Source organism: Arthrobacter sp. Y3221048 (genome assembly GCF_059092685.1).
In genome coordinates this window covers 884,006-900,263 of sequence record NZ_JBNHHX010000001.1, presented here as the reverse complement: position 1 = coordinate 900,263, position 16,258 = coordinate 884,006, and the positions used below count along the sequence as shown (strand labels likewise).

Annotated in this window: 14 protein-coding genes, 1 tRNA gene and 1 pseudogene; 7 read left to right on the top strand and 9 right to left on the bottom strand. The window is 65.0% G+C overall.

Annotated features, from left to right (window positions below; translation table 11 throughout):
- Positions 1–43: 43 nt before the first annotated feature.
- The 4 genes from AC5RVS_RS04255 to benA all read right to left on the bottom strand — a co-directional run bounded on the left by AC5RVS_RS04255 (position 44) and on the right by benA (position 4,519).
- The gene (locus AC5RVS_RS04255; RefSeq protein WP_494107234.1) at positions 44–871 is read right to left on the bottom strand and encodes a 1,6-dihydroxycyclohexa-2,4-diene-1-carboxylate dehydrogenase; all 828 of its coding nucleotides are present in this window, start codon (positions 869–871) and stop codon (positions 44–46) included.
- Positions 871–2,442: a benzoate 1,2-dioxygenase electron transfer component BenC gene (gene benC / locus AC5RVS_RS04250; protein WP_494107233.1), complete on the bottom strand. Its 1,572-nt coding sequence runs from the start codon at positions 2,440–2,442 to the stop codon at positions 871–873. The genes AC5RVS_RS04255 and benC overlap by 1 nt, the downstream gene beginning before the upstream one ends.
- Before the next feature lie 121 nt (positions 2,443–2,563).
- The gene (gene benB, locus AC5RVS_RS04245) at positions 2,564–3,100 is read right to left on the bottom strand and encodes a benzoate 1,2-dioxygenase small subunit (protein WP_494107232.1); all 537 of its coding nucleotides are present in this window, start codon (positions 3,098–3,100) and stop codon (positions 2,564–2,566) included.
- A 36-nt stretch (positions 3,101–3,136) separates the two neighbouring features.
- A complete protein-coding gene (benA, locus tag AC5RVS_RS04240) occupies positions 3,137–4,519 on the bottom strand; it encodes a benzoate 1,2-dioxygenase large subunit (RefSeq protein WP_494107231.1) in 1,383 nt (460 codons plus the stop codon).
- A 330-nt stretch (positions 4,520–4,849) separates the two neighbouring features.
- Here benA and catA point away from each other — a divergent pair, with 330 nt between their 5' ends.
- Together catA and AC5RVS_RS04230 are read left to right on the top strand one after the other, a co-directional pair.
- Positions 4,850–5,734 carry a catechol 1,2-dioxygenase gene (gene catA, locus AC5RVS_RS04235; RefSeq protein ID WP_494107230.1) on the top strand — a complete coding sequence of 295 codons (885 nt, stop codon included), beginning with the start codon at positions 4,850–4,852 and terminating at the stop codon, positions 5,732–5,734.
- Between the two features lie 111 nt (positions 5,735–5,845).
- Positions 5,846–7,129 (top strand): benzoate/H(+) symporter BenE family transporter, encoded by a 1,284-nt coding sequence (locus AC5RVS_RS04230; RefSeq protein WP_494107229.1) that lies wholly within the window; start codon positions 5,846–5,848, stop codon positions 7,127–7,129.
- 519 nt (positions 7,130–7,648) lie between these two features.
- On the opposite strand, the pseudogene AC5RVS_RS04225 reads toward AC5RVS_RS04230, so the two are convergent.
- Positions 7,649–8,085: pseudogene (locus AC5RVS_RS04225) on the bottom strand (acyl-CoA dehydrogenase family protein); the annotation flags it as partial.
- 101 nt (positions 8,086–8,186) lie between these two features.
- On the opposite strand from AC5RVS_RS04225, the gene AC5RVS_RS04220 reads away from it, so the two are divergent.
- The 3 genes from AC5RVS_RS04220 (at position 8,187) to AC5RVS_RS04210 (ending at position 11,405) form a co-directional block, all read left to right on the top strand.
- A tRNA-Met gene (locus AC5RVS_RS04220) sits at positions 8,187–8,260 on the top strand.
- A 362-nt stretch (positions 8,261–8,622) separates the two neighbouring features.
- Positions 8,623–10,887: a choline BCCT transporter BetT gene (gene betT / locus AC5RVS_RS04215; protein WP_494107228.1), complete on the top strand. Its 2,265-nt coding sequence runs from the start codon at positions 8,623–8,625 to the stop codon at positions 10,885–10,887.
- Between the two features lie 83 nt (positions 10,888–10,970).
- On the top strand, positions 10,971–11,405 hold the full coding sequence (locus tag AC5RVS_RS04210; RefSeq protein WP_493989900.1) for an acyl-CoA thioesterase: 435 nt from the start codon (positions 10,971–10,973) through the stop codon (positions 11,403–11,405).
- A gap of 128 nt (positions 11,406–11,533) precedes the next feature.
- Here AC5RVS_RS04210 and rlmN read toward each other — a convergent pair whose 3' ends face one another.
- Positions 11,534–12,751, bottom strand: coding sequence for a dual-specificity RNA methyltransferase RlmN (rlmN, locus tag AC5RVS_RS04205; RefSeq protein WP_494107227.1), 1,218 nt, complete (start codon positions 12,749–12,751; stop codon positions 11,534–11,536).
- Between the two features lie 173 nt (positions 12,752–12,924).
- Here rlmN and AC5RVS_RS04200 point away from each other — a divergent pair, with 173 nt between their 5' ends.
- Positions 12,925–13,407 (top strand): pyrimidine dimer DNA glycosylase/endonuclease V, encoded by a 483-nt coding sequence (locus AC5RVS_RS04200; protein WP_494107226.1) that lies wholly within the window; start codon positions 12,925–12,927, stop codon positions 13,405–13,407.
- Between the two features lie 105 nt (positions 13,408–13,512).
- Here AC5RVS_RS04200 and AC5RVS_RS04195 read toward each other — a convergent pair whose 3' ends face one another.
- From AC5RVS_RS04195 to AC5RVS_RS04185, 3 genes are all read right to left on the bottom strand, one after another.
- The gene (locus AC5RVS_RS04195) at positions 13,513–14,733 is read right to left on the bottom strand and encodes an aminotransferase class I/II-fold pyridoxal phosphate-dependent enzyme (RefSeq protein ID WP_494107225.1); all 1,221 of its coding nucleotides are present in this window, start codon (positions 14,731–14,733) and stop codon (positions 13,513–13,515) included.
- A gap of 7 nt (positions 14,734–14,740) precedes the next feature.
- On the bottom strand, positions 14,741–15,166 hold the full coding sequence (locus AC5RVS_RS04190) for a universal stress protein (RefSeq protein WP_493989904.1): 426 nt from the start codon (positions 15,164–15,166) through the stop codon (positions 14,741–14,743).
- 104 nt (positions 15,167–15,270) lie between these two features.
- The gene (locus AC5RVS_RS04185; RefSeq protein WP_493989905.1) at positions 15,271–15,474 is read right to left on the bottom strand and encodes a hypothetical protein; all 204 of its coding nucleotides are present in this window, start codon (positions 15,472–15,474) and stop codon (positions 15,271–15,273) included.
- 213 nt (positions 15,475–15,687) lie between these two features.
- On the opposite strand from AC5RVS_RS04185, the gene AC5RVS_RS04180 reads away from it, so the two are divergent.
- Positions 15,688–16,146, top strand: coding sequence for a VOC family protein (locus AC5RVS_RS04180; RefSeq protein ID WP_494107224.1), 459 nt, complete (start codon positions 15,688–15,690; stop codon positions 16,144–16,146).
- Positions 16,147–16,258 lie beyond the last annotated feature (112 nt).

The window sequence follows — 16,258 nt, the reverse complement described above, 5'->3', positions numbered from 1 at the left end:
GGAGGGGGCCGTCTGGCCCTTGAAGCGGGGATTCAAGAGTGTCTTATCCCAAGTCCCCGCCGGCGACCGGCAGGATGCTCCCGGTCAGGTATGACGCTTCATCTGATGCGAGGAAGACAATGGGCGCCGCCTGTTCGTCCAGGGTGCCATAGCGCTTCATGAAGGAGGACTGCACGGTCTGGTCGACGATCACCTGGTACCAAGCCTTTTCCACCTCGGTTTCGGCGTCCGGCCCTCGCTTGACCTGGCGGGGAGGCGCCTCGGTACCGCCCGGGGCGGTCGCGACCACTCGGATGCCGCGCCCGGCAACTTCCATCGCCAACGCTTGGGTCAACGCATTGACGCCGCCCTTCGCCGCCGCGTACGGCACGCGGTGCAGCCCGCGGGTAGCCACCGAGGAAACGTTGACGATCGTGCCCGATCCCTGCTCCAACATTATTGGCAGCACGGCCCGGCAGCTCCAAAGGGTGGGAAAGAGCGAGCGGCGGATTTCCTTCTCAATCTTGTCTGCGTCGTATTCTTCGTATGGGCGGGCCCAAATGGTGCCACCGACGTTGTTTACCAGCACGTCTACCCGCCCGTGGGCGGCTACCGCCGCCTCCACGGCCTGCCACGCTCCCGCGAAGGTCTCAAGGTCAGCGGTCACGGACGTGGCCGAGCCTCCGGAACCGGCAGCCTGTGCGGCCTCATCGATACCGCTTGCCACCTCGTGGACGAGCTCGGCCCGGTCCACAAGGACGACAGCTCCGCCCTCGGCACCGATGCGCTGGGCAACCTTCTGGCCGATGCCTTGCGCGGCTCCTGTCACTACGGCTACCTTGCCGGAGTACCGGCCCGGGGTAAGGAATTGTCCCGCATATGGCGCTGCCATTAGCGGGCAGCCTTTGCGTCGATCGCACCGGCCATGGTCTCCTTCGCGTCACGTGCATGGTCGGTGATGACCTCACGCAGGCGCGCCCTGTCCTGGCGCTCGAAGGCGTCGACGATGTCAAGGTGGTCCTGGGTGACCCGGTTGAAAATCCGGGATCCTTCTTCTAGCGCCGCGGCCATCTGGGCGTGGACGTCGAGCCGGCGGTAGGACTCGAGCAGCATGGGGTTATCGCAGATCATGAAGAGGTATTCGTGGAACTCCTCGTTGGTGCGCGCGAACTCCTCCGGTTCCTTGATGGCCCCTGCATCGATTGAGCGTGTTGTGGCCTCGGCGAGCCGCCGGAACTGGCGCAGCTGCTCCTCGCTGAGCCGGCCCAGCATCAGCTCGCTTACTGCAAGCTCCAAACCCATGCGGGCATCCAGCTGGGCGAAACTGTCCTCCTTGCGGAAATTCACACGGCCGGTCTCCAGGGAAGAGACGGCCTCGCCGCGGCTCATCGTGTCGCCCTCGGTCTCGATCTTCTCGGCGGGTGCTGGTGCGCCCGTCTCGGCATCGCCACCGGTGGTCTCCTTCGGGGCGAACCGCTCGAAGTAGAAGTTGGCAGGCTGGATGCCTTCGGCGTCCAGCCACTTAGAGACAGCATTGACCATGGGGGGCGGGCCGCACAGGTAGATGTCTACATCGCCCTCATTGAGGTGGGCGGGCTCGATAATCTGGGTGACATAGCCCGTGTGGGGGGCGGAGGTGCCAGGTTCGGAGGCAATGTAATCCCAAGTGAATCCCGGTAGCTTCGCCTCGTACTCCCGCAGCCAGTCCAAGCCGACGATATCTGCCTCTCGGGTTAGGCCGTAGATGAGATGGACCGGGGTGGCAGGCGGATTGCTGGAGAGCTTCTCGAGCATTGACAGCAGCGGGGCCAGGCCCGTGCCGCCTGCCAGGAGCAGCAGGGGGCGCTTAGGCTCACGCAGGAAGAATGAGCCGTAAGTGCCCGTGAATTCGATGGTGTCGCCCACTGCCGCCCTGTCGCGTAGGTACTCCGACATTGCGCCCTGCGGAGTCACCCGCACCATGAAGGACGCGTCCTGCACCTCGGGGCCGCTGCTGAAGGAATAGGAGCGCTCGGCGTCAGTTCCAGGGACCTTGAGGTTGACGTACTGGCCCGGAAGAAAGGCCAGCGCGTCCCGGTTCTGCACCTCGAGGGTGAAGGACACTGTGCTGTCCGAGTGCTTGTTGAGTTCCTTTATGGTTGAGGTGAAGGTGGTGGCGGCCGTTTTCGCGGATTCCGACGTGGCGGGGATCTGGATGGCCAGGTCTGACTCCGGCACAGCCTGGCATGTAAGCAGATAGCCCTTTTCGAGCTCCTCTTCGGTCATCGCGTCGTCAATGTAGTCCCCCGGGTCGAAGGAGCCGGAATCGCAGAATGCCTTGCAGGTGCCACAGGCACCGTCACGGCAATCTGACGGGATGTTGATGCGTGCCTTGTACGCGGCGTCCATGACTGTTTCGTAGTCGCCGACCTTAATGACTTTGGTTACGCCGTCCTCGAAGCTGAGGGCTACCTCGTGGCCCATGATTCCTCCTGTCTGAGCGGGCGCGTCGTCGCTACCCGGGAAAGTTGTTGTGTGAACGTTGGGCACAGCTTGCGAACCGGTCGGGGCCGGCGCCCGGCCGGTACCGGCACCGGCGCGGCCCTCAGATCATGTAGACATCCACCACGTGGTGGATGTAGTCGTTCTTCAGGACGACCTTCTTCTTCAGAATCACTGGCTCCTCGGCACAGAGATCGATCGTGTAGTAGCTGGTTCCGAAGTACGTATCCGTTGTGTTGTAGCGGAAGTACAGGGTGAACCAGTTGAAGCGCACCTGCACCCGGCCGCGGTCGTGCTCCAGGATTTCGATATCAGTGATGTTGTGGCCGGTGCGCGGCTCCGGCAGTGAGGTGGCAGAGGACCGGTCCGTCTTGATCCGGAACACGCGGTCCTCGATACCGCCGCGGTTGTCGTAATAGATAAGGGAGATTTCGTTCTGCGGATCCTGGGTGAGCCGGTCGTCGACGTCCCACGCAGGCATCCAGAATTCGGAGTCCGGGTGGTAGCACTCGAGCCACTCGTCGAACTGGCGGTCATCCAGCAGGCGTGCTTCCTTGTACAGGAAGGCCCGGACGGTTTCGAGCGTGGCAATCTCCTCGGCGGTCTTGAGTGCCGTGGCGGTTTGGGTCGGGTTGGTCATAGTGTTATCCACTCTTTCTGGCTCCACGTGGGCTGGTCAGGCGGTGACGGGAACTGCGTCCAGGGCGGAGCGCTCCTCCTCTTTCAGGGCCCGGTCCATGACTTCCTTCCAGTACCCGTGCTGGATCGGGTACAGTCCTTCATCCTCTGTGCGCACGCCGGAGGCGATCACCCTGGACATGCCCAGCGCCCGCGCCTGTTCGTCGGGGCCGGCGATCTCATGGGTGGAGCCACGGGTCATGTCGTTCCAAGGTGCTGCAGTGGCCCAGTAGGTCTTGTTGCAGGACCTGAATTCCTCAAGGTCGTCGGGAGTGGCCATGCCGGTGGCGTTGAAGAAGTCCTCGTACTGGCGGATGCGCTTGGACCGGTTCTCTTGGGATTCGCCCTTGGGGGCTATGCAGTAGATCGTTACCTCGGTCTGGTCCGCCGAGATGGGGCGGAAGTGGCGGATCTGCGAGGAGAACTGGTCCATGATGTAAACATTCGGGTACAGGCAGAGGTTCCGGGAGATGTTGATCATGAAGTTGGCCATCTCCTCGCCGTACTTCGCGCACAGCTCGTCGCGACGGTCCCAGAGCGGGCGATCCTCCGGGTTGGTCCATTCCTGCCAGAGCAGCAGGTGGCCGTGGTCGTAGGAATAGAAACCGCCCTTGACCTTGCCCCATTTGCCGGCGTCCATGGCCTTGGTCTTGTTGGCGGAGTCGCCGGCGCTGCGGCGGGCGGTGGTGGCAGCGTAGTTCCAGTGCACGGCTGTGACGTGGTAACCGTCGGCCCCGTTCTCCGCCTGCACCTTCCAGTTGCCGTCATAGGTGTAGGTGGACGACCCGCGCAGCACCTCCAGGCCCTCCGGGGACTGGTCCACGATGGAGTCGATTACTTTGGTGGCGTCGCCCAAGTGCTCTTCGAGCGGGAGGACGTCAGCTTTCAAGGAGCCGAAGAGGAAGCCGCGGTAGGACTCGAAGCGGGCGACTTTGGTGAGATCGTGGGAGCCTTCTTTATTGAAGGTCTCCGGGTAGCCGGCATTGCGCGAGTCTTTTACCTTCAGCAACTCCCCGGAGTTCTTAAACGTCCAGCCGTGGAACGGGCAGGTAAACGTGGTGCGGTTGTCCGTCTTGCGGCGGCACAGCATCGCACCGCGGTGCGAACAGGCGTTAACGATGCAGTTGAGGTTTTCGTCCTTGTCACGGGTAATCACCACGGGAGTGCGACCGATGTAGGTGGTGAAGTAGTCCCCCACGTTGGGAATCTGGGACTCGTGGGCAAGGTAAACCCAGTTCCCCTCGAAGATGTGTTTCATTTCCAGTTCAAAAATGTCCTGGTCAGTGAAGATTTCGCGCTTGGCCCGGATGACGCCGTTCTCACGGTCGTCGATTACAGCGTCGGCAAGGACCTCGCGGACATGGGTCAGGTTCTCGGTCATGGCGTGCTCCTCCATTGGAGAGTGCTGGACGGATGGGCGGAGATCCGGGGCGAGGCTGAGGCGCCTGCGGCGGACGTTGTCAGCCAATTCTTGCGGCTCGTGACTGTCCTCACATCAGGCAAACACCTAGGGTCGACCAAGGGTGCATTTATGTATCGATAATGACAAAAAACTACCCAAATCAATATTTGTAGCGTCCTTATGCCAAGCCTACGATGAGACAGACGTCACGTGATGCCGCGTCGCCGCAGGTGCATGCTCCGCCTGCGCTACGCGGCGGGTGCAGGAACCCTTCCTGTCCCCTATCTGATGAGGAAGGTGAATACCACCATGACTGAGACCCAAGCGGATACCCGTAATGAGAACGAGGGAACTGCCGTTGAGGCCGGCTCAAAGGCGACCGAGCGCTTCGCCACCTCAGGCAAGCTCGCGCAGCTGGAGGTGCCGAAGGAAAGAGTGAGCCTCCTGGCGGGGGCGCTGATCAGGGCCGCCAACGACATCGTCATCGAGCACCAGGTCACCTATGAGGAGTACAACGCGCTCAAAGCTTGGCTGATCAAGGTGGGCACGGACGGGGAGTGGCCCCTGTTCCTCGACGTGTGGCTCGAGCACACTGTGGAGGACGTCAATTCACAGGACCGTCCCGGCACCGTGGGCACCATCGAAGGCCCCTACTACGTGCCCGGCTCCCCGGAACTCGAATCTCCGGCCACCGTCCAGATGCGCGACGATGAGGAGGGCACCCCGTTACGCTTCAGCGGCCGCTTCACAGACACGGACGGCAACCCCATCCGGAATGCGCAGGTGGAGATCTGGCACGCTGACGCGGCCGGGTTCTACTCCCAGTACGCCCCGGGCCTGCCTGAGTGGCTTTTCCGCGCCACGGTCAAGGCAGATGACGATGGCCGCTTCGAAATCAACACGATGCGCCCTGCGCCTTACCAAATCCCTACGGACGGGGCCTGCGGTCAGCTGATCAGTGCAGCAGGCTGGCACGCATGGCGCCCAGCCCACATCCACATTAAGGTTTCGGCGCCCGGCTTCCAGTCTGTCACCCAGCAGCTGTACTTCCCCGGGGACCCCCACAATGCCGACGACATCGCTTCGGCAGTCAAGCCTGAGCTGATGCTCGACCCCCAGCCGCGTACGGACGGCGGCACTGGCGAGGAAGTCGTCTATGACTACGTCCTCGCCAAGGAAGGCCAGACCAAGTAACAAGCACCGCTCATTACCGGTGCAGGGGCCATGGCCCCTGCACCGAAGGCGCTCTGGGGATGCAAAACTCTGGGGCGCCTGTCTTTTTTGCCCATGCCGCCAGGAGCCAGAATGCCCCGATTCCGCCGTAACCCGCCCTTAACGACGTATGTGGCACACGCTGCGGCGCCGGCGCCCCAGCCTCTGCTGGAACGTCCGGAGTTCCGCCCGGCAGGGCCTCGCCAGGTCCTCCGCGACGTGTGCGTGCCCTACGCCGTTAACGGGCTAATCGGGCTCATCTTCACAGCCTCCGGGCCCATCGCGGTCACCCTGGCCGTCGGCGCCGCGGGGGGACTCACCCAGGGGCAACTCGCATCCTGGGTGTTTGGCATCCTTTTCTCCGGCGGCGCAGCGACCCTAATCATGTCACTCCTCTACCGCCAGCCCTTGGGTTTCGCCTGGTCCATCCCCGGCACGGTGCTCCTAGGCCCGTCACTTCAGCACCTGTCCTTTGCGGAGGTGGTTGGGGCGTTTTTCACCTCAGGTGTGCTTATCCTCGCGCTGGGCACCACTGGCGTGGTTCGCAGGATCATGGCTGCGGCCCCGATGCAGATCGTCATGGCGATGGTTGCCGCCGTGTTCCTGAGGTTCGGCACAGACATCGTTGCTTCGACCCAAGCGAATCCCGCAATAGCCGGACCGATGGTGGTGGCATTCTTGCTCCTCACCGCCGTACCCGCCCTAGGAAGGTTCCTTCCGCCGGTACTCGGCACCCTTGTCGCAGGGTGCCTGGCTGTGGCGGCAAGTGGCCAGTTCACCCCCGGAGAAGCCGGGCCGCTCCTGGCCGCCCCGATTTTCACCCCTCCCGAGTTCACTTGGGCAGCCCAGCTCGAGCTGGTTGCTCCCCTGGCGCTCACAGTGCTGTTCGTTCAGAATGGCCAGGGCATTGCCGTTCTCCGCACTGCCAATCACCAGCCGCCCGTCAACGTTTTTGCTATTGCCTCCGGCGCTTTCTCCGTGCTCAATGCCGCATTCGGTGCGGTATCGGCGTGCGTGACCGGGCCCACCAACGCGTTATTGACTTCTTCGGGAACCAGGGAGCGCCAGTACACGGCCGCCGTTACGTACGGTGTTCTTGCCTTGGCCTGCGCCGCCCTGGCTCCCACCCTCACCAGGCTGATGCTCGCAACTCCCAAGGAATTTGTCCTCGCCCTGGGCGGCCTCGCCATGCTGCGGGCACTCCAGCAGGCCTTCGTGGCCGCCTTCGCCACCACCTTCACTTTGGGATCTCTGGTGACGTTCGTCGTGACCATCTCCGGCCTGAGTCTCTTCAACATCCACGCGGCCTTTTGGGGCCTGGTCATCGGCTACACCGTGTCCCGGCTACTCGAACCAGCAGACCATGTCAGGTCCTAGTGGGTGCCGAGTACCCCCAACTCCGAAATGACCAGCCAGCAATACCGCGGTCTCACAGTGCTCGCTCCAACACTTCAGCACCTGCCTTGGTGCATCAGGTCCGCGACGCTTCCCGGCGCTGCAGTGACAGGGCAAATGCACGCACCCGTGCTAACAGTAGCGGGACGTTCCCTCGCCGGCTTGGTGCCGAGCGCGACGGAAGTCTTCAGTCAGGGCGACATAGCTACCTCCGGGTGAGCAGCACAGTATTCCTAGAAGCCGCTCGTGCATTCCAACCCAGGCTTCGGGCACGCCTCAAGGAAGAGCTCTTCCACCGCGTCCGATTCCTCAGCACCGATGCATAGGGGGCGTCACCACGAATACATCCGCCTGGAACACCACCGAAAGAACCTCCATAAAGCTCGATGGCCTGCGTGCGGTGCAATACCGTGCTCAGGCCCTCGCGGCCTAGTTCTTACTTAGCCAGTCCGCCTTACGGAACCCAGTTCAGCCTTCACGAAGCCCATCCATCAGATGTCCTTAACGGAAGGCCGGGATGCCCGTGAGCTTGTTGCCCAGGATCAGGGCATGGACCTCGTCGGCACCCTCATAGGTGCGCACCGATTCGAGATTGTTGGCGTGGCGCAGCGGTAAATAGTCCAAGGTAATACAATTGCCACCCAGGATGGTGCGCGCTTCCCGGCAGACCGCGATCGCCTCGCGGCAGTTGTTCACTTGCCCACCGAGATCTGATGGAAATCCAAGATGCCGGCATCCTTCTTACGGCCAATGTGCAGGGCCAGCAGGAATCCCTTATTGATCTCCAAGGCCATGTCCACCAGCTTCTGCTGAGTCAGCTGGTAGCGGCAAGCGGCTTGTCGAATTGCAGACGCTCCTGCGAGTACTTCAGGGCGACCTCGAAGGCGTCACGGCTCGAAGGCGTCACGGGCAGCGCCCATGGCTCCCCAGATGATGCCGTTCGCCGTCGTGCTTGAATGACAGGCTTTCCTGGCACATGCGGTGACGCCCCTCACCAAATTTGTCGTTTGGAAACTGGGGGGTCTACAGTCAGAAACGCCGCAGGGTGGAGCAGTTCGGCAGCTCGCCGGGCTCATAACCCGGAGGTCGTAGGTTCAAATCCTACCCCCGCAACTACTAGTGGGACCCTTGCCTGTTTCAGGCCGGGGTCCCACTTTTTTGGCATACTCCCCCCGCTGGGGCGCATCCCGGAACAGCCGGACAGCGCCCGACTTGCGGGCCGAGGGCAACACGGGCAGCAGCGCTGGCCGCCGGCGCCAGGAGCACCGCATTGGCGGAGCCACGCCGCGGGTTTTCCCGGGAAGCGGCGTCCAGGCCGGGGTGGGGAGACGGAGTCGGGGGACCGGAAAAAATTGCTCCCCCACAGGTGGGCACGGACAGGCTTGGGAGGTCTACGCTGTTCACCGCCACGGTTTTTTGGGCGACGTGCCGCTGACGAGAGCGACAGGCGCCGCCCGCGAGAGAAGGAGAATCCGATGGCTAACGCCGAAGACGACGGCATCTCGAACAATGAGGCGTTGAAACCACTCGTCGAACGCAGTCGCTTCGGCGTGGCGGAACGGCGTAAATCCGCTGACGCGGATTCCGAGGGCAAGCGCCCGCCCATATCCAGCACGGAACTGAGCAAGGGGCCGGCCGAACTCACCGAGAACCGCGGCCCCCGGGTCAACTGGCGGGTCTTCATCATCTCGTCGGCGATCGTCCTGGCCTTCTCCATCTGGGCCATCATCGCCCCGGGCAACGCGGCCGGCACGATGCACACCATGGTCGGCTGGATCGCCACCAATCTGGGCTGGTTCTACGTCCTGACCGTCACCCTGGTCATTCTTTTCGTCCTGTGGGTGGCCCTCTCCAAGGAAGGCAGCGTCCGGCTCGGCCCCGACCATTCACGCCCCCAGTACAACCTGTTCACCTGGGTCGCCATGCTCTTCGCCGCCGGCGTGGGCATCGACATGCTCTTCTACTCCGTCACCGGCCCGATCACGCAATACATTTCTCCTCCCACCGCCGCACCCGAATCGGCCGAAGCCGCGCAGGACGCCGTCGTCTGGACGATGTTCCACTACGGCGTGGCCGGCTGGTCGATGTATGCCCTTCTCGGCATGGCGATGGGATATTTCGCCTACCGGTGGGGCATGCCGCTGTCCATCAGGGCCGCGCTCTACCCGCTGCTGGGTAAGCGGGTGCGCGGTGCGACCGGCGACGTTATCGACATTTTCGCCTTGGTAGGCACTGTCTTCGGCGTAGCCACCTCGATGGGCATCGGCGTCGTGCTGCTCAACGTCGGCTTTAGCTGGTTGTTCGGCCTGCCGGAGGGGCTGGCCCTGCAGATTGCCCTCGTGCTCGTCGCCGTCGTCATGACTGTAGCGGCCTGTACTTCCGGCGTGGACAAGGGGATCCGGTGGATTTCCGAACTGAACCTGTGGGCGGCCGGAGCGATGATGCTCTACATCCTGGTCACGGGCAAGACCTCGTTCCTGCTGAACGCGATGGTCGAGAACATCGGCCGCTTCATCTTCTCGCTGCCGGAGCGCACCCTGCAGACCCTGGCCTACGAGGAGGACGGTTCGGCGTGGATGGCCGGCTGGACCCTCTTCTTCTGGGCCTTCTGGCTGGCCTGGGGCCCGTTCGTCGGCCTTTTCCTGGCGCGGATCTCGCGCGGCCGGACCCTGCGGGAATTCGTCATCGCGGCCATCACCGCTCCGGTCCTCTGCGACTTCTTCATCGTCTCGATTTTCGGCAACAGCGCCATGAGCGAGGTGCTCGCCGGGAACACCGAATTCGCGCAGGAGGCCATCAACAGCCCCGAGCACGGGTGGTACGCGTTGCTGGAAATGTTCCCGGGCGCGCCGTTCCTGATCGGTCTGGCCACCCTCTCGGGCCTGCTGTTCTACCTCACCAGTGCCAATTCCGGTGCCATGGTGATGTCGAACTTCTCCTCCATGATTCCCGATCCGGCGATGGACGGGGCCAAGTGGCTGCGCATCTTCTGGGCCCTGGTCACGGCGTTCCTCACGGTGGCCATGCTGGTGGCCGGCGGTGTCACGACCATGGAATACGCCACCCTGATCTTCGCGTTGCCGGTGACCGTCATCGCGTATCTGGTAATGGCCTCCTTCTCGAAGGTGCTCAGGATGGAACGGGCCGAGCGCGAGGGGCAGGTGCTGCGACGGCGCACTGCTGCCGCCCATGGCGGGCAGATACCGGAGAAGACCTGGCGGCAACGCCTGGCGCGGCTGCGGTCCTACCCGTCGAACAAGGCCGTGGCACAGTTCGCCGAGCGGGTCGTGCAGCCGGCGCTGCAGGACGTCGCCAAGGAATTCACCGAACTCGGCTACGAGGCGGAGATGACGACGACGCCGAACCCGAAGACCGGCATCGACGAGCACACCCTCGTGGTGAACATGGAGGACCACCGCAACTTCCATTACCAGGTGGCCGCGGTCGAGGCCCCCGTGCCGACATTCGGCGGCCGCAGCATGCCCCGCGAGATCGACACGTACTATCGGCTCGAGGTGTTCACCCAGACCGGCAGCGAGGGCTACGACCTCATGGGTTTGACCCAGCAACAGGTCATCAACGATGTCCTCGACCGGTACGAGGCGCACCTGGCGTTCCTCAAGTACTCCAGCGAACACGCCTACGCCTCGGTGCTCACCCCCGTGGTCCCGCCGACGACGGAGTCGATTCCGCATGTGCCCAAGAAGGCCGACGACGTCGAGAGGCTCGACGAGTCCTAGAACCGCGGGCCGGCGTCTCGGCGGGCGGGCTGTTCCGAGACGCCCCGGCCGAGCCTCCCGCCCCGTTCCGATACAGTCGTCCCATGGGCACCGACGACATTTCCTTCCATACCCGCAAGTGGGTGCGCCCCGAAGATCTCAACGCCAACGGCACCCTTTTTGGTGGCAGCTTGCTGCGGTGGATCGACGAACAGGCGGCCATCTACGCCATCGTCCAACTGGGCAACGGCAAGGCAGTGACCAAGTACATGTCGGAGATCAACTTCGTCAGCTCGGCCCGCCAAGGCGATCTGATCGAGATGGGCCTGAAAGCCACGCATTTCGGCCGGACGTCCCTGACGATGCGGGCGGAGGTGCGGAACATGTTCACCCGCCAGTCGATCCTGACGATCGATAAGATCGTATTCGTGAACCTGGGCGAGGACGGCAAGCCCGCACCGCACGGCTACACCGAGATCACCTACAGCCGCGACAGGGTCCCCCGGCAACATCTGGATCCCTCGGCGGTCCCAGACTAGCGGGCAGGCCTCCCGCCGGCGGCGACGAGGGGTCCGGCCGCGGCGACGAGGGGCCCGAAAGCGGCGCCGAAACAGGCGGCGGGCCGGATCCGAGGACCCGGCCCGCCGCCGTCGTTGTTGGTGAGAGGTTACTCCGTCGCCGCCAGCTGGCCGCAGGCGCCGTCGATCTCCTTGCCGCGGGTGTCGCGCAGCGTGGTGGGGACGCCGGCGTCGTTGAGCCGGGCCACGAACTCACGGGTAACGTCCGGGTCGGACGAGGTCCAGATGGAACCCGGGGTGGGGTTCAGCGGGATGGGGTTGACGTGCACCCAGCCGCGGCCGCGCTTGTTGAGCTTCTTGGCCAGGAGGTCGGCCCGCCACGCGTGGTCGTTCATGTCCTTGATCAGCGCGTACTCGATGGAGACGCGCCGGCCGGTGCGCTGGTAGTAGCCGTAGGCGGCGTCGAGCGCCTCGTCGACCTTCCACCGGGAGTTCACCGGGATCAGCTCGTCGCGCAGCTCGTCGTCCGGGGCGTGCAGGCTGAGCGCGAACGTGAAGGGGAGGTTTTCATCCGCCAGCTTGTTGATCGCCGGCACCAGGCCCACGGTGGAGACAGTGATGCCGCGGGCGCTCATGCCCAGGCCCTCGGGCGCCTCGTCCACCATGCGGTGCACGGCATTCATCACGCGCTTGTAGTTGGCCAGCGGCTCACCCATGCCCATGAAGACGATGTTGGTGACGCGACCCGCGTCGTGGCCGCCGTCCTTGCGCTTGCCGCCGAGGCCGCCCTCGGCGATGACCCGGTTGGCCTGGACGATCTGGTCCAGGATTTCCGCGGTGGACATGTTGCGGGTCAGGCCGGCCTGGCCGGTGGCACAGAACGGGCAATTCATGCCGCAGCCGCACTGGCTGGAAACGCAGAGCGTGATCCGGCCCGGGTAGCGCATCAGCACTGATTCGACCAGCGAGCCGTCGAAGAGCCGCCACAGGAACTTGATCGTGTCGCCGTTGTCCGTGGTCAGGCGCTTGACCTCGGTGAGGAGGGTGGGGAAAAACGCCTCCGCCAGTTCCGCGCGCCGCTCCTTGGGCAGGTCGCTCATGCGCTCGGGGTCGGTGGTGTAGTGCTGGAAGTAATGCGTGGACAGCTGCTTGGCGCGGAACGCCGGCAGGCCCAGCTCCTTCATCTTTTCCTGCCGCTCGGCCAGCGTCATGTCGGCAAGGTGGACCGGCGGCTGCGTGACCCGCGGGGACTTGAACTGCAGCAGCGGGCGGCCCTCGCTGGTGACGGCCTGGTTCCAGCCCTCGGCGGCGGGACGCACCTGGGGCCGGTCGGAAGTTTTTTGGGGGGAAGAAATCTGCGAAGACATTGCCACCTATTGTCTCACAGGCACGATATAGTTCTCCCTCCGCTGCCGCCGGTTGCCCGGACGGCCGCCGCAGCCGGCTGGGGGGCTGCCGCCCGGCCGGCTGCCTGGGCCGCCGCCCCAGCAGGCTGTGGTGGTCGCCGCCCGGAACGCCGCGGTGTGCTTATTCTGGTCCAATGCGGATATGGAGCCTGCACCCCCGGCTGCTCGACCGCAGGGGCCTGGTGGCCTGCTGGCGGGAGGCCTTGCTGGCGCAAAAGGTCCTCGCGGGCGAAACCAAGGGCTACCGCAACCACCCGCAACTGCAGCGTTTTCGTGCCGCGGAGGATCCGATGGCAGCCATCGGAGCTTACCTGGAGGGGCTGGCAGCCGAGGCGGCGGCCCGCGGATATGCCTTCAACACCGGCCTGATCCGGTGCCCGGGAACCTCGGCCGCCGGCGCCGCCGCAAGGGCACGGCAGCCTGCCCTGCCGGTTCATTCGGAACAGCTCAGCTTCGAACTGGGGCATTTGATCGCCAAGATCGCGGTCCGGGATCCTGCCCACGCCGTGGTCCTGAACCGTGGGCTGGGGCAGCAAAGCCCCGGCTGGGTCCCCGACCCCCATCCGCTGTTCACCATGGTCGAGGGGCCGGTGGAGGATTGGGAACGGCCGGTGTGACCGCTTCCGGCTCGCCGGCGTAACCCGTTCCGGCGCAGGCGTGGGCTGTCCGGCGGCTAGCGGCTCCTTGAGGGCGCCCAAGTCCAGGCGTGAGCGGCCCGGGACCTAAGCGTTCCGGCCGTGGTTCTCCTGGAAGCGGACAATGCGCTCGATGGCCGAGGCCACGGCGTCCGCGCCGGCGGCAAAGGACAGCCGGACGGAGCGGGTGCCGTGGACGGCGTCGAAGTCGGCGCCGGGGACCAGGGCCACGCCCTCTTCCTCCAGCAGCGCCCGGCAGTATTCGGCCGAATCGGCGAAGCCCTTCAGCTGTTGTCCGAGGTCGGCGTAGAGGTAGAAGGCCCCGTCTGCCGGTGCCGCATTCCCCCACCGGAGCCGGCCCAGGTTCTGCAGCAACAGCGCGCGCACCTCGGCGAAGGCGGCCACCGCCGCATCGGCCTCCGTGTAGGAGTCCGCGCCGAACGCCTCCAGTGCCGCCAGCTGGGCCGGCGCCGGCGGGCACAGCGCCACGTTTCCGGCGAGCGCATCGAAGGCCGGCGCCAGGTCGCCGGGCATCAGCGCCCAGCCCAGCCGCCACCCCGTCATCCCCCAGTACTTGGAGAAGGAAGAAACAACGACGCCGGTGCGGTCCAGTTCCCAGGCGCAGGTTCCGCGGGAGTCCGGTTCCGTGGGATCGGCCGGATACGTGATGCCGTGGTAGATTTCGTCGCTGACCAGGCGGACCCCATGCCCGGCGCACCACGCCGTGAGCGCGGCAAGCTCGCTGCGCGACACCATGGTGCCGGTGGGGTTGGCCGGCGACGCCAGCACGAGGCCAGCCAACGGCCCGTGGGCCGACTCCGCCGCGGCCAGCAGTTCCGGCGTCGGCTGGTAGCGGACCTCGGGACCGCAGTCGATCTCCACCACCTTGCAACCGAGCGCCCGCAGAATGTTCCGGTAGGCCGGATAGCCGGGCCGTGCCAGCGCCACGCGGTCCCCCGGGTTGAAGGCGCTCAGGAACGCCAGCATGAAGGCTCCGGAAGAACCCGTGGTCACGGCCACTTCTTCCGGCGCCACGTCCAGCCCGTACCAGCGCCCGTAATGACCGGCGATCGCTGTCCGCAGCTCCTGGATGCCCAGCGCGCTGGTGTAGGTCAGCGGCTGGCCGGAGGCATGGATCTCGGCGGCCCGCGCGGACACTGCACGCGGGGCGCCGCCGGACGGTTCCCCCGCACACAACGAGATAACGTCCCGGCCGGCAGCGCGCATCTGTGCCACCCGGTCAAGGATGCTCATCACTTGGAACGGCGGAACCTGGGCACGGCCGGCCACCTGCAGTTCGTTCACCATCCCGGAATCAGCCGGCGGTCTTGGCGATGTACACGTCACAGGCCGCCTTGTGGGTGACCGAACTGGCCACGCTGCCGAGCACCCGCCCCAGCCCCTGCATGCCCACGTTCCCGACGACGATCAGGCGGGCGTTGACGCGTTCCGCCTCTTCCACCAGCGCATCCTGGGGCTTGCCGAGTACCGCCGTGAAACTGGTCCGCAGGCCCTCCGCACCCAGTTCCGCCGCGACGTCCCTGGCTACCTTCTCTGCCCTTTCGGACTCGTGGATGTACCACTTGTCGTTTCCGATCGACACAACTTCCGTCGCATCGGACTCGTGGGCCGTAACTACCCGGAGTTCGGCACCCATTGATGCGGCGAGTTTCGCCGCGGTGCGTGCCGCCTTCATGGCGGTTTCGCTGCCGTCGACTCCTACGATGATGATTCCGGCCATCGGGCCACCCCTTCGAGCACGTCGTCTGGCGGCCACGTGGGCCGTTTCACACCAACTTACCCGCCCCGGGCCCGACCGGCCGGGAGCGCCGCCCGCCGTCGGCGTCAGTCCACGAACTCGGACTGGGTCTCGATGAACTCCCAATCTTCTTCCGGCAGCGTGGCCTCCTTCAGGTCGGGCCCGCCGGCCTCATAGACCGCCGCCGCCGCGTCTGCGTCCACCACGTCGGCCCGCAGGTTCTCCCGGAACCACTGCTTGTGCCCGGTCGCCAGCTTCAGCCACCACTGTTCAATCCGCAATTCCGCCATCTCGCGCCTCCTTCGCCTCGCCGCTACTACTCCCACCGTAGGTCTGCGGTTTCCCGCGGACAAGGGAGGCCCGCCCGCAGGGCCGCCGACCGGGACGGCAAACTACCTCTGCCGATAGCTCTTGGCTCGTCCCGGCCGCAGTGCCACAGTGGACCTCGTCCCACTCCCGTCGCGCCGCGCCGGCCGGCGGGCCCCTCCTGGAAGGAACAGCCCATGGACCGCATGGTTTTCATCAACTTGCCCGTCAGCGACCTCAAAAAGGCCACCGATTTCTACACCGGGCTCGGCTACACGCTGAACCCGGACTTCTCCTCCCCCGATGCCTCCTCGGTGGTCATCTCCGACACGATCATCGTGATGCTGCTGACGCAGGAGCACTTCGGCAAGTACCTCCGCGACGGCGGCACCCCGCATCTGGGCTCGAACGCCAAGGAAGTGCTGGTGGCCCTCAGCGCGGACTCCAACGAGGAGGTCGACCAGTTCGTGGCCAAGGCCGAGGCCGGCGGCGGTGCTGTCTACCGGCCCGCCGAGGCCGAGATGCCGGGCATGTACGGGGCCGCCATCACCGACCCGGACGGACACGTCTGGGAGATCATGCACATGTCACCCGAGGCGATGCAGGCAGTCGCGGAGCAGAACGCTGCGGCGGGCAACCCCGCGGAGGCCCAGTAGCTTCAGCGCCGATCCGGTTTCCTTGCCGGACCAGGCCGCACCCACCGAAAGCCTTAATCCACCACGGAGAGGCGCTGTGTGCCCCGGATTATCGGCCGGTCAGTTCCGGGTA